Genomic DNA, 13,195 nt, shown 5'->3' with positions numbered 1-13,195 from the left:
AAATTTTTTATCATTTTCTCAATAGTCTGCGATGATTGGTATAACAAAGTTTGTGAGGATTCTATGAAGACTGAGTGGCGAATTTATTTAAATTTGGGGTTGTAAATGAGAATTTGATTAACTATAATCAAACACAATTATTGTTAAGGACCGAATTGAATACGAAAAGTTCTTTATTCACCGGGCTTTATTCAAAAATGAGAGATATATTAGAATTAATACATTGGGGAGGGATTTCAGTGGAAACCGCATCGAACTTTTTGAACATTAAAGACGTCAGCACGGCTTTCAAGATTAACGGCCAGTATTACGACGCTATCTCCCACATCAACCTCCAGGTCCACCATGACGAGATTCTCGCCATCGTTGGTGAATCAGGTTGTGGTAAGAGTACGCTAGCAACCACGATCATGGGTCTCCACGATCCAGCTGAAACAAAAATCTCAGGCGAAATTGATTTTGAAGGCACTGACCTTTTAAAACTTGATGATAATGGCTACAACAACTTCCGAGGTGCCAAAATTGGCATGATCTTCCAAGATCCCCTGTCAGCCTTAAACCCACTGAAGCGCGTTGAGGATCAAATTAGAGAAGTCATGGATTACCACACGGATTTAACCACGGACGAAAAGCACGAGCACGTTTTAAAACTGTTAGACGAGGTTGGGATCGTCAACCCTAAGCGAACGGCTCACCAATTTCCGCATGAACTTTCTGGTGGGATGCGGCAACGGGTCATCATTGCCATCGCCATTGCCTGCAAGCCAGACTTAATCATTGCCGATGAACCGACCACCGCCTTAGACGTAACCATCCAAGCGCAAATCTTGGACGTCTTACGGGATATTCAAAAGGAAAATCACGCCGGTATCATCCTCATCACCCATGACTTGGGTGTCGTCGCCGAGACGGCTGACAGAGTTGCTGTGATGTATGCGGGGCAAATCGTCGAGGAAGGCAGTGCCGAACAAGTCTTCAACACGCCTGAGCATCCCTACACACGTTCACTCCTGCGATCAATGCCTCAACGTGATAACGAAAACGATGACCTCTACGTCATCAAAGGAAACGTTCCTTCACTACAAAAGATGCCGAGTTCCGGTGACCGGTTTGCACCACGGGTTCCTTGGGTACCAGCGAGTGCTCACGAAGCTAACCCAGTCATGCACGAAGTTGCGCCGGGCCACGAAGTCCGCTGCACCTGCTACAAAGGCTTCAAATTTCCAGATCAGAAGGGGAGCGTGACCGCATGAGCTTAGTTGAAATCAAAGATCTAAAAGTCCACTACCCCATTCGGACCGGGTTCTGGAACCGCATCACCGATTCCGTTCGGGCCGTCGATGGCATCACCTTTAACATTGAAGCCGGCGAAACTTACGGCCTAGTTGGCGAATCTGGTTCTGGTAAATCCACTACCGGTAAATCAGTGGTTGGTCTCGAAAAAGTCACTAGTGGTTCCATTATGTACAAAGGCGTTGATATTACCAGTAAGGCTAACCGGAACAAGTTAGACTACAACCAAGACGTTCAAATGATTTTCCAAGATTCCTTGTCCAGTTTGAATCCGCGGAAACGAATTGAAGACATCATCGCTGAACCACTGCGAAACTTCGAGCACCTCAGCAAAGACGATGAAAAGCTGCGGGTCTTACAGCTGCTCGACATCGTTGGCTTGGATGCCGATGCCCTTTACAAATATCCCCACCAGTTCTCTGGTGGACAACGTCAACGGATTGGGGTCGCTCGGGCCGTTGCCACGAACCCTAAGTTGATTATCGCTGACGAACCTGTCTCCGCCTTAGACCTTTCCGTTCAAGCACAAGTTTTAAACTTTATGAAAAAGATTCAACGTGAATTCGGTATCTCCTACCTATTCATCTCGCATGACTTGGGTGTTGTCCGGCATATGTGTAACAACATCGCCATCATGAACCGCGGCCGCCTCGTTGAAATCGGCACGCGAGAGGATATCTACAACCACCCGTTACATATCTACACGAAACGGCTACTGGCTGCCATCCCCGAAACGAACGTCAATCAACGTGCCGCTCACCGGGCTTCCCGCCTGGCCGTTGAAAAAATCTACCAGGAACAGCAGAGCAAATACTACGACGATAAGGGCGAGGCCTTCCCACTAATTCAAGTGAGTCCGACCCATTCAGTGGCCTTACCCGAAAACATCGCCAAGCAACTTGCCAGCCAGGAAGGGGAGGTGCAGGCCTAATGTGGAAAACAATTCTCCGTCGGTTCTTAATCATGATTCCAGAAGTTATTATCCTAAGTATCCTGGTCTTCCTCTTGGCTAAAGCGATGCCTGGTGATCCCTTTACCGGCTCAATCAACCCCAAGGCTGACCCGCAACAGATTCACCATTTGATGAAAATCAATGGTCTGTATGACCCTTGGTACCAACAGTATTGGAACTGGGTTGTCCACTTGTTCCACGGTAACTTAGGTAATAGTTACCAGTACCAAGAACCCGTTACCCGCTTAATTGGTGGCCGGGCTGCCAACACCTTATGGTTAGCCTTCTTCACCATGATTCTAACCTACGCTTTCGCCTTACCAATGGGCGTCTTCGCTGGTCGGCATGAAGGTAAATTACCAGATACCATCATCCGGGTTTACACCTACGTTACTTACTGTATCCCCTTCTTCGTTATCTTAGTTATCGGGATTTGGATCTTCGGTTACGTCTTCGGGTGGTTCCCCACAACCGGGTCAATTTCGGCCGAGGCAAGTGGTGGTGGCTGGCTACAAACCATTGGTAGTCGGTTCTACCACATTCTCTTACCAGGTATCTTAGGGGCGTTGTTCGGGACCGTTAACATTGTCCAATACCTGCGTTCTGAAGTTATTGACGCTAAGGGTTCAGACTATGTTCGGACCGCCCGTTCAAAGGGTGTTCCTAGCAAGGATATTTACCGCCACCATATCTTCAGAAATTCCCTGTTACCTATCGCCGCGTTCGCTGGTTACTCCATCACCGGGTTACTGAACGGTTCCATCTTTACCGAAACCGTCTTCTCCTACCCCGGCATGGGCCTGTTGTTCGTGAACTCGATCAGTTATCGGGATTACACGGTTATTACCGCGTTGGTCCTCATCTACGGGATTTTAAACTTAATTGGAACGTTGTTGTCAGACATTATCTTGAGTATTGTCGACCCAAGAATTCGGATTGAATAAGGAGGCTAAACAGAATGGCAGAAAATTTTGAACAACACTCAGACGTTTCCGCAGCTGATTTGGCCCGTCTAACACAGGAAGCGCAGGCTGAAGCCACGCCTTCCACGGCTAAAATTATTTGGAGCGAATTCAAGGCCGACAAACCGGCTATGGCTGCACTCTTCATTATCGTTGGTTTCATTCTCTTCGTCATGATTGGCGCGTTGTTTATCAACACACCCAAGATGATGGAGACCAATATCATGGGGTACTTCAACCAACCGTTTACGCCAGAATACTGGTTGGGCGCTGACTCCGGTGGTCGTTCCGTTGCTAAGCAGTTGATTGTGGGCTCCCGGAACTCTATCGGGATTGCCATTGGCTTGACCCTGATCTCCTCTACCTTTGGGATTTGCTGGGGCTTGATTTCCGGTTACTTCAACGGCTACATCGACTGGGGCATGCAACGGGTTTACGATTTCATGATGATGTTACCTATGACCATGATGATCATTGTTTTGGTTACCATCATCCCCCACTACAACTCCGTCACCTTGACGTTAATCTTCTCTATCTTCTACTGGGAAGGCACGTCACGGTTGATTCGGTCACGGACCTTAGCGGAATCGGAAAAAGATTACGTTGCCGCTTCCAGAACTTCTGGGACTAGTCACTGGAAGATTATCTTCCGCGAAATCATGCCGAACATTTCGTCATTGATTATCGTTGACTGTACCTTGTCCTTCGCCGAGAACATCGGGGTTGAAACGGGTCTTTCCTACCTGGGCTTCGGGCTTCCTAGCCAGACGCCTTCGTTAGGGACCATGATTGCCAACGCCAACGACCCTAACAACATCACGCAATACTGGTGGACTTGGTTACCCGCTGCGTTAGAAATTATCATTCTTTGTTTATCAATTAGCTACGTCGGTCAAGTTCTGCGTCGTGCTGCGGATGCTTCGCAACGTCAAGGGGCCGCCGACTAGATGAAATTTAATCCATTTGAGGAGATGGTGCCACTCAACGTCACCCACTTTCATTTGTTGCGTTACGGCTTTACCGGTCGATTCTGAGGGGAACCAACCGGTGTGATCATGAGGATTCTAAAAATCAAGGGGGAAACATAGCATGGATAAGAAAAAGCTCGTATTGTCAGCGATGGCGGTCTTAGCGACTGTCAGCCTCGCTGCATGTTCCAGCAACAAGAGTTCATCCAGCACTAGTGGGACGACTGCTTCCGTGAAGTTGTCACCAACTTATAAGAACACGAAAGCTACTGATGCATCAGCCACTAAGAATAGTACATTGAAGGTCGCAGAACCTAACGACTCACCATTCCAAGGGATCTCTGATATGGTCTTAGCTACCAACTCTGAAGATCAAGATGTCTTCAATCCTGGTGGCGGTGACGCCCTGTTCAATGTTGATAAGAACTACAAGATTATCGACGGTGGCCTGGCTAACCAAAGAATCAGCCGGAAGAACAAGACCGTTACCATCACCTTACGGAGCGATGCTAAGTGGTCTAACGGTTCTAAGGTAACCGCTAAAGATATTGAATACGCCTACGAAGTTATCGCAAACCCTAAGACAACTTCTCAACAATATTCTGCTGACTTTAACGCTATCAAGGGGATGGCAGCCTACCATACTGGTAAGTCCAACACCATCTCTGGGATCACCTATCCAGACGGTCAAAAGGGCCGTTCTGTCGTTATTCACTTAACGAAAGTTACGCCAGCTATGCAATATTCCGGTAACTCCTTCATCTGGAGCACCGTTGAACCTTACGAATACATCAAGAACGTCTCAATTGCGAAGTTAGCTTCATCCAGCCAAGTTCGGAAGAACCCAATCTTCACGGGTGCTTACAAGTTGGATAAGGTCGTTGAAGGTGAATCAACCACTTGGTCTCCTAACAAGTACTACTACGGCAAGACACCACAAATCAAGCACATCAGCATCAACGTGGTTTCTTCTAACAACATTGACAAGGCCATCCAATCTGGCAAGTACGACTTTACCGTTCCTGGTTCTGTTATGCATGGGACCGACTACAAGCAACTGAAGAGTGTTAAGAACTACAAGCTGGTTGGTCAACCTGCCCTTTCTTACGACTACTTTGGTTTCAACGTTGGTCACTACGACACCAAGACCCAAAAGAACGTTATGGACAAGAACAGCAAGATGGCAAACAAGAGCTTACGTCAAGCTATGATGTACGCCCTGAACCTGGATGCCGTTACGAAGAAGTTTGGTTACGGGGTTACTTGGCGTGCGAACACCTTGATTCCACCAATCTTCAGCAAGTACTACGACTCTACTGCTAAGGGTTACAACTTGAACATCAAGAAAGCTAACAAGTTACTGACTGACGCTGGTTACAAGAAGCGTAACGGTAGCAAGTGGCGTTCTGATCCAAATGGCAAGAAGTTAACCATCTACTTCGGTGCCATGACTGGGACTTCAGCTCAAGCTGCTGAATACCAAGATTACCTGCAACAATGGCACAAGGTTGGCTTGAACGTGCAATTCACTGGTGGTAAGACGATGGAAATGAACAGCTTCTACTCCACGTTACAATCACCAAAGCAAAGCAAGATTGACGTTTACGCCGCTGCATGGGGCTTGTCATCAGAACCTACGCCAACGCAACTCTACGGTGAAGATGCTGCCTACAACATGGGTCACTTTGTTTCTAAGAAGAACACGCAACTTATGAATGACATGAACAACAACAAGGCCTGGAACGAAACTTACCGTGCCAACGCCTTCAAGAAGTGGCAAGAATACATGAACGATCAAGCCGCTGTCGCACCTGGTTCCTTCAGTTACAACTGGGGTCCAGTCAACAAGCGGGTTAAGGGCTTCGATATGAGTCCTAAGAACACTGAATTCTGGAGCAACTTAAGTTTGACCTCTTCAAGCTTGAAATAATCTCTAAAATCGCGTGAACTTACTCGTTCAGATGAACCGTCGAATCTTTCGGGATTCGGCGGTTTTTGTGTGCCGCCAGATAAAGGTACGTGACCACGATTCCTGCAGTCCCCATTACCGTCAAGATTGGCGCCGCCACCAAGAATTCAGCTGCTAGGATACCGGCGTAGCTCCAAGGAACCGCCGTTAACGAGGTAATTCCGTGATAGGCCAGCCCAACAAAGGGAACGATACAAGATACAATGGCTGGCAAGCGGCGATAGTACAGCCCCACAATCAATTGCAGGGTCCCCAGGCTCACCAGTAACAGCCAAAACAGTCCCAGGCCTTTAAAGGCCGCGCTGCCACCATAGGCTAACGCCATCACGATGGCAGAACCGCTAAACAGGGAGCCCGACCACAAGACTTGTAGCAAAACGAATAAGCCACCACCAAGAATGATCAAATATCCGGTACTGACGGCAAACACCAATCCCAGCTGTGACCAAGCCGACCGCTTCACCTCCCAATCACAAATAGTGGTACTAAGAATCAGTCCCGGGAGCATTAAAGCTAACAGATTTAAGTCGCCCAAGACTGCCAGATGGTAGGTTATTTGGAAGCCAGCAGCAATCAAAATAACTATTAATGCAACCACCAAAATTACCAAACGGCGGTAATGTTCTTGCCCGTACGCCCACATTTCTCGTCTCATCCCATGCTCTCCCTTACTTGTGCCGATGCCGAAATTGCCAAATCAGACCACTGGCAAAGATCAGTATCAGACCAACCTTCACGAGTATCCAAATACCGTTGACCCACTCCAAACCTGATTCATCTGACATGGGGGTGCCTCCTTCACTCGCGCTCTTTTCTATACCGGTCACTATACTTGATTTAGCCACATAACCCAAGCCCACAATCATTGCTATATCAGCCTTTATAAGGACTTTTATGCCAGCTTAAGAGTTGATACCACTACCCCCATCGGTCAAATTACCGGCTAGATTTAAAACCCGGATATTTATTTTGTTATTGGTGATTCGTTGACCGCACCAACCAAGTTGTCTCCCTGTTCGACCACCTGATTTGGACAGATACTGGGAGCAAACTTCGAAACGGAGGTGCCCATATGAATACTAAAAACACCCACGATTGGCAACGCGTCCAACACCTTGCTGTCATCAATCTCAGGCCGTGCTCGACGGCACCTGTGGACCAACGTGGCGGCGTACTTGGGCCTCTTTCTCGTTGAATATTTTTGTGCCCAACTCGGCCATTCCCAGGTCTTGCGGGCTGACGCCTTTAACAACCTGTCTGGCATTTTTTTCGACCAGCCTGCTGATGACCGGCCGCTACATTGCCGCCAAGACGGACGATGACGACATTGTGGGGCGCACCAATTTCTCCCGCGGAACAGCACGCACTGGGACCGCGGATTCAGCAGTCCCGTTTTCGTTTCGAAACCATCTACACCCTGATTGCCGGGCTGGTGATGGTTCTGATTGCCGGTGATATTGTCTATAACGCAACCGTTGTGTTGGTACAACGGCCAGTCTATCGGATTCGACCCGGCATCACAGTGCTTGGCGCCGGACTCTCTAGCCTGGTTTTACTAGGCCTTTGGTCGAGCAATCATCACTGGGCAAAGGTTTTGACTAACACCGCGCTAGCCGCGGCCTCCCGGGATTCCTGGACAGACGCCTTGACTAGTCTCGTGACCGTGCTGACGATTTTAGGCATCGCCTGGTTGCATGCCAGTTGGATTGATGGCGTGGCCAGTCTGCTTCTGGGTGGCTATATCCTATTTACCGGTATCAAAATTTTTCGCAACAGTACCCTCAACCTGGTCGATTACTTTGATCCGGCCCTGGAGAAACGCTATCAAATGGCGATTGCCCACCTACCAAGCGTCCAATCCGTCGTCCCCATCAGCCAGTTTTAGTCGAATCTGCGCGTTTTTCTAAGTCTTTCCAGCCGAAATCGTGAAAGTCAGAACTTTTTACTTTCTTCAAATCGCGCATGATGACAGCATTTTCATTGCCTTTCATCCAGACTTTTCGGAATAAAATGCTTACACTCTGCGTAATAAATGATATAGTTAAGGTAAAGTTTTAACATGACTCGTGAAGGGGTGGCATTCCATATGTTACAACAATACAAGAACATTCTGGTTCCCGTTGACGGTTCCAAGGCAACCCAACCAGTCTTAGAAAAAGCAATCGAAGTCGCTAAGCGTAACAACACACACTTAGACATTTTAAACGTGCTTGAAGTCAATCAATTTAGTGATACCTATGGCGGTGCCGTTAGTGGCGACGTCATCTACAAGCTTTCCCAAGACGTTCAAGATCGACTCGACGCCTTGAAGCAACAAGCCATCGATGCTGGCGTCCCTGACGTTAGTATCCACGTGCGGTTTGGGAACCCGAAGCCAGTTATCGCCCGGGAATTCCCTGCAGACCACAAGTCAGAATTAATTGTGATTGGCTCGACTGGGTTGACTGCCGTTGAACGGTTAATGGTCGGCTCTGTCACCAACTACGTCAGTCGTTCCGCAATCTGCGACGTGCTGATTGTTAAGCCAGAAGCGATTAAGTAATTTTGTTATTAAACGTAAGGTCGGGACGCGTTCCCGGCCTTATTTTTGTCGAAAGGAGCTCCCTCATGGCGTGGACCTATCACATCACTTTACCCGCTGATCAAGCGCCCCTATCCCTGCGCCAACTATTGACGGCCTGGTTGCTCCCCAGTCACCTGGTGCACGACCTGCGAATCCATCAGCGCGTGTTGGTTAACGACCTTTACCGCTCGATGAACCAGCCGGTATTGGGGGGCGAGACCGTCACGTTGACGTTTCTCCCTACCGATTTCAAAGAGCCCTTTCCGGACGTCGCCCCCGACAGTGCCGCAACCGTTAGCGTGCTCTACGAAACTGCCGACCTGCTCGTCGTGAATAAGACGCGCGGCAGTAAAACCCATCCCAATTTACCCTGGGAGCGCGGCACTACGCTGAATCACGTCGCCGCTTATCTGGGAGAGGACGAACCTGGCCCCTACATTTTAAGTCGCTTGGACCAGGAAACGACTGGCGCTCTGATGATGACCAAGACGCCCGCCGTGGTGCCCATCATGGTGCGCAACATCGCCGAAAAGCGCGTGCAGCGGACCTATCTCGCTTGGGTCCACGGCAAGTTGACCGGCGAAGGCACGCTTACTGAGCCGATTGGTCGAGATCCCGCTGACAAACGCAAGCGCTTAGTCAACGGCGAGCACGCCCAATCGGCCGTCACCCACTACGCCGCCCTGGAGCACCGCGCCAACGCCACGCTGGTGAAACTCTGGCTGGAAACCGGCCGGACCCATCAGTTACGCGTCCACCTAGCCGCCGCTGACCATCCCCTGATTGGCGATCCGCTCTACGGTCCACCCAGTAAAGACCGCTTACGGCTTCACTGCTGGCGTTTAGCGTTTCCACAGCCATTTACCCTCGACCAGAATGAAACGACCGTAACGGCCCCCGTACCCGCCGATTTTGACCAATTTAGTCAAGATTAGCGTTATCGTCAAAAAATGGACGATTTAGACGATTGCAACCGTTAACCATTATTATTGTTATACTTGGGTCAGTTGAGCGGTTTAGGGGGGATTCGATGCGTTGGCTACCACGCGTTTCTCTAATTATTTTGCTGCTGTTGCTGGCCATCTTATTGATTTGGGGAATTTTGAATTTATCCTGAGGAACTCAAAAAGTGCTACTGGACTATGCGGAGTCCGGTAGCACTTTTCGTTTAGGGATTTTTATTAGGCGTAACTATGTCTAAGTTATAGAGTTTTGAAATATACGAAATGGGAGCTGGTTCGCTTAACACCGTAAGGAAAAACAGATTCGGGAGCTTACCTTTCAAGTCGGCTTGCTTTAGACCGTTTGATTGGTTCTACACGTCTCTATCCCGGTCCTGGCGGCCTCGGAAACGTGCTACGAGAGCCAGGTCCCTGCGCTTAACCCAGCTAAGGGAATAACCCAAGACCAGGGTTATTCCCTTAGCTACGTTAATGCTCAGGACCTAAACGGCTCTCTCCGCACTCTACACAAAAAAAGCCGGAGTAACCACTCTCCGACTCCCACTAGCATCATTAGAGCATTCAACATAATCACAGTTTGTAGTCAGGATACGCTGTTACTCAAATCAGCCATAATCTCAATATGTAGTATTGAGCAATTCAAATCACTTTTAGTTAGTTAAAACTAATTGTGCTGCAAATTTTCTTCTAATCTCAAAGATTGAAAGAAATTTCACAATGTCGAGAACCCGCAAAATCACTTTATTTTTTGGTTTCCCTGAAAGATTGATTGGTATTACAAGACTTAGTATATCAGATGGCTGTAGAAATGCAAGCGTTTTCAGTTAATTCCTTAAAACGAACGAAAGTATTCTGTAAATGATTTTACCTGCGGACTTTGTGAATACTCCAAGGCCCCGGTCACTTTCGTTATGTCTTCGGTAGTGCGATGGTTAATTGCCCCCAATGCAGTTTTAGCTGTAAGGTCAGTGTCGCTTTAGCCGGCAGCAACTCATGTATATTAGAAAAATCTAATATACCTTGTGCCGAGGTCACTCGCGAATGCCCATCCAATTGGGCATCCCCCGGTACTGGGAAGGTCAGAAGCCACGCCAACTCTTTTGCCGTTTCGCGGAGCTCAAACGTGACAGTGTTGGGCGTCAGTTGCCCTAATATCGGCAAGATTGGCGGCAAAGCGCTATCAACGATCTGGCCCATGTCCTTGAGCGTCGTCACTGTTGCCGTCAAGGGTTCCGGTACCTTCACGAATAGTTGCACGCCCTTTTGCTGCGCCAATAAATAGTTGTGATACAGCCGAAAACGCAGGTCCGCGTTGGGTACATTGGCCAAATCCTCAATCGTTAAGTCCGCGGCATTACTGGTTTCCCAGCCCGAACGAATATCGATATACAACTGCCGGAAGCCCGCGTAGTCCTGATCCTCCAGGTAACCACCGAGGCCCAACAACATGTTTTGATAGTCATGGCTAAATGTCCGCACGGCCGCCATTTGGCGATTCAGCTCGGTTGTATACTGTTCCCGAAAACGCTGTTGCTGCGATTGGAGCTGCGTATGGGCCGCTTGTAAGTGTGTCTGCATCAACATATAAGTGCTCAGCGACAGCCCAACGACTAGCGTACCCGCGACTCCCGCCAGAAAAATCAGATAGTGATCCGAATCATCCAACGACTGCAAAGAGTACTCAAACAAAATATAAACCACGCCCAGCACCGACATAAACGCTAAAAAGACGTATTCCATGGAGCGACCCAGAATGTCTTGAATTAAATTTTCCATCGGCGCCCGCGAAAGCCACAGCCCCGAGCCAATCAGCGCAAAAATAATATTGTTAATGACCAACTCACTCAGCGTCCCCCAGAAACTGGTGGCAAACGCCAAACTGGTCAGGGGAATCATCCCCGCCAACACCGTCATATCAATGAATTCGATTAACAAATACGACAAAATGGCCACATCAACAAAAGCCGGTAAGTACCGCCACTGGTGGCGCAGACCCATCAAACCAATTTCAAAACCTAATAGCAAGATGACGGGCAACGCGCCGAGTAACGTACTGCGCGAAGTGAACGGGTTGATCAGGTCCATCAGTGTGTAGGCCCCGGCCACTAGGGCACAGAACAGTGACGTGTGTCTCATCGGCAGCAATTCGGGAAACCAGTAGTACTGAAAGAGGACAAACCAAAATACCATGGAGTAATCCGCAATTCCTAGGCTCAAAGGACTTACCGTAACCATCCGCTCACCTCCCCGGTTTGGTTAAAATCAGTGTGAAGTACAGCATGTCGCGCTTGAGAGCAATCTGTAACGAGGCGTTGTCCGTCTCAGCAACAATTTCTTGAACGGTCCGCAATCCCTGACCATGGCCCTGGCCCTTGGTCGTGTAACCCGCTGTCATAAACCGATTAATTTTAGGTGGATCCGTTGCCAAAACGGGATTGGCTACGGAAAATTCTATAGCATCTGGATAATCCAAAATGGCACAATAAATGTCCGGTTGGCTGGCTACCGGTGCAGCTTCCAGCGCATTATCCAGCAGGATTCCAGCTACTCGCAGTAAGCGCACACTATTCATCGGTAGCGACCGTACGGGATCGGGAATTTCCAGGCGCAGCGTGCGGCCCTTATTTTGTGCGGCCAATAGCTTTTGAAACAGTAGGCTCTTTAAAGCCGGGTCGTTCAGTCGCTGCAGACCCTCCTCTTCCAATCCGGCCAGCTGACTGGTCGCTTGCCACCGTGAGTTCAATGTTTGGTAGTAGGCCGTCAGCCCCGCGTAGTCCTCGGCGTCCAGGTAGTCGCCCAGGCGAAGCATCTGCTTTTGGTAGATCTGTTTGAACTCCCGAATGGCCCGGACTTGATCCGAAATACGGCGGTCATAGCGCGTCCGTAACAGGGTCTCCTGATACAAGGCGCGCACCCGTTGCCGGTGGAAAAAGCTTTGCAAAAAGATGAACAAGCTGGTACTGATAAGGAGAATCATCACCAGTTCAATACTGAGCGCAAACGTCATCATCGCGTGACTGATATCCAAGCGGTGAATCATGATTGACGACAGTTGGGCCAACACGGCGAGGCTGCCGAGTAACACCGTGACTGTCGCCTGTTCCTTGCGGCTAAATGCCAAGCGCTCCAGGTTCCCCGGTTGAAGTCGCATCCCGGTAACGGCCAGGGAAAACAAGCTATAAATGACGACCTGAAAGACCAGTCGACCGGCAATAAACCAAGGGGCCTGACTGGTGGTATCGCCGAAGATTTCAGTTGTGACGGCACGCATAACATCGTTGATCAGTACGACCACCAAATAAATCACGATGGTCGCGTTGACAAAGATCAGCGTCATTTTCGGTCGGTGATGCCGCAAGTACAGCAAGGCACTCACTGGCGGCAACATCAACGCCCAAGATTGGCCAATCACGGCGGGGATCAGCGCCCACCCCATCCATTTCAGAGGTAATTTCCAGTTTTGTGGCCGAATAACTCCAATCCAGAGCGTGATAAACCATTGCATAGTGACAGCCAGCACAAAGTT

Annotated in this window: 11 protein-coding genes; 8 read left to right on the top strand and 3 right to left on the bottom strand. The window is 49.1% G+C overall.

Annotated elements, in window-relative coordinates:
• The first annotated feature begins 239 nt into the window (after nt 1-239).
• The 5 genes from EKM99_RS11205 (at nt 240) to EKM99_RS11185 (ending at nt 6,105) form a co-directional block, all read left to right on the top strand.
• A complete protein-coding gene (locus EKM99_RS11205; RefSeq protein WP_191983316.1) occupies nt 240-1,253 on the top strand; it encodes an ABC transporter ATP-binding protein in 1,014 nt (337 codons plus the stop codon).
• On the top strand, nt 1,250-2,224 hold the full coding sequence (locus EKM99_RS11200; protein WP_125583507.1) for an ATP-binding cassette domain-containing protein: 975 nt from the start codon (nt 1,250-1,252) through the stop codon (nt 2,222-2,224). The genes EKM99_RS11205 and EKM99_RS11200 overlap by 4 nt, the downstream gene beginning before the upstream one ends.
• Nucleotides 2,224-3,189, top strand: coding sequence for an ABC transporter permease (locus EKM99_RS11195; RefSeq protein WP_125583506.1), 966 nt, complete (start codon nt 2,224-2,226; stop codon nt 3,187-3,189). The genes EKM99_RS11200 and EKM99_RS11195 overlap by 1 nt, the downstream gene beginning before the upstream one ends.
• Before the next feature lie 14 nt (nt 3,190-3,203).
• Nucleotides 3,204-4,154 carry an ABC transporter permease gene (locus EKM99_RS11190; RefSeq protein WP_125583505.1) on the top strand — a complete coding sequence of 317 codons (951 nt, stop codon included), beginning with the start codon at nt 3,204-3,206 and terminating at the stop codon, nt 4,152-4,154.
• A 142-nt stretch (nt 4,155-4,296) separates the two neighbouring features.
• Nucleotides 4,297-6,105: an oligopeptide ABC transporter substrate-binding protein gene (locus tag EKM99_RS11185; protein ID WP_125583504.1), complete on the top strand. Its 1,809-nt coding sequence runs from the start codon at nt 4,297-4,299 to the stop codon at nt 6,103-6,105.
• Nucleotides 6,106-6,124: 19 nt separating this feature from the next.
• Here the strand turns inward: EKM99_RS11185 and EKM99_RS11180 are convergent, their stop codons facing one another.
• On the bottom strand, nt 6,125-6,799 hold the full coding sequence (locus EKM99_RS11180) for a hypothetical protein (RefSeq protein WP_125583503.1): 675 nt from the start codon (nt 6,797-6,799) through the stop codon (nt 6,125-6,127).
• Between the two features lie 663 nt (nt 6,800-7,462).
• Here EKM99_RS11180 and EKM99_RS11175 point away from each other — a divergent pair.
• From EKM99_RS11175 to EKM99_RS11165, 3 genes are all read left to right on the top strand, one after another.
• Nucleotides 7,463-8,029 (top strand): cation transporter, encoded by a 567-nt coding sequence (locus EKM99_RS11175; protein ID WP_225419844.1) that lies wholly within the window; start codon nt 7,463-7,465, stop codon nt 8,027-8,029.
• 201 nt (nt 8,030-8,230) lie between these two features.
• Nucleotides 8,231-8,686 (top strand): universal stress protein, encoded by a 456-nt coding sequence (locus tag EKM99_RS11170; RefSeq protein ID WP_125583502.1) that lies wholly within the window; start codon nt 8,231-8,233, stop codon nt 8,684-8,686.
• A gap of 65 nt (nt 8,687-8,751) precedes the next feature.
• On the top strand, nt 8,752-9,642 hold the full coding sequence (locus EKM99_RS11165; RefSeq protein ID WP_125583501.1) for an RluA family pseudouridine synthase: 891 nt from the start codon (nt 8,752-8,754) through the stop codon (nt 9,640-9,642).
• A 936-nt stretch (nt 9,643-10,578) separates the two neighbouring features.
• Here EKM99_RS11165 and EKM99_RS11160 read toward each other — a convergent pair.
• A complete protein-coding gene (locus EKM99_RS11160) occupies nt 10,579-11,904 on the bottom strand; it encodes a sensor histidine kinase (protein ID WP_125583500.1) in 1,326 nt (441 codons plus the stop codon).
• Nucleotides 11,905-11,908: 4 nt separating this feature from the next.
• Nucleotides 11,909-13,174, bottom strand: coding sequence for an ATP-binding protein (locus EKM99_RS11155; RefSeq protein ID WP_125583528.1), 1,266 nt, complete (start codon nt 13,172-13,174; stop codon nt 11,909-11,911).
• Nucleotides 13,175-13,195: the final 21 nt, after the last annotated feature.

Source organism: Levilactobacillus cerevisiae, from assembly GCF_003946245.1.
GTDB lineage: Bacteria > Bacillota > Bacilli > Lactobacillales > Lactobacillaceae > Levilactobacillus > Levilactobacillus cerevisiae.
This window is presented reverse-complemented; position numbering and strand designations above follow the sequence as displayed.

Bases quoted from the DNA above. Each gene is read 5' to 3' on its own strand.
- EKM99_RS11165 (WP_125583501.1), top strand. From the start codon at position 8,752: ATGGCGTGGACCTATCACATCACTTTACCCGCTGATCAAGCGCCCCTA.
- EKM99_RS11155 (WP_125583528.1), bottom strand. From the start codon at position 13,174: ATGCAATGGTTTATCACGCTCTGGATTGGAGTTATTCGGCCACAAAAC.
- EKM99_RS11170 (WP_125583502.1), top strand. From the start codon at position 8,231: ATGTTACAACAATACAAGAACATTCTGGTTCCCGTTGACGGTTCCAAG.
- EKM99_RS11160 (WP_125583500.1), bottom strand. From the start codon at position 11,904: ATGGTTACGGTAAGTCCTTTGAGCCTAGGAATTGCGGATTACTCCATG.
- EKM99_RS11185 (WP_125583504.1), top strand. From the start codon at position 4,297: ATGGATAAGAAAAAGCTCGTATTGTCAGCGATGGCGGTCTTAGCGACT.
- EKM99_RS11175 (WP_225419844.1), top strand. From the start codon at position 7,463: ATGACGACATTGTGGGGCGCACCAATTTCTCCCGCGGAACAGCACGCA.
- EKM99_RS11190 (WP_125583505.1), top strand. From the start codon at position 3,204: ATGGCAGAAAATTTTGAACAACACTCAGACGTTTCCGCAGCTGATTTG.
- EKM99_RS11200 (WP_125583507.1), top strand. From the start codon at position 1,250: ATGAGCTTAGTTGAAATCAAAGATCTAAAAGTCCACTACCCCATTCGG.
- EKM99_RS11195 (WP_125583506.1), top strand. From the start codon at position 2,224: ATGTGGAAAACAATTCTCCGTCGGTTCTTAATCATGATTCCAGAAGTT.
- EKM99_RS11180 (WP_125583503.1), bottom strand. From the start codon at position 6,799: ATGAGACGAGAAATGTGGGCGTACGGGCAAGAACATTACCGCCGTTTG.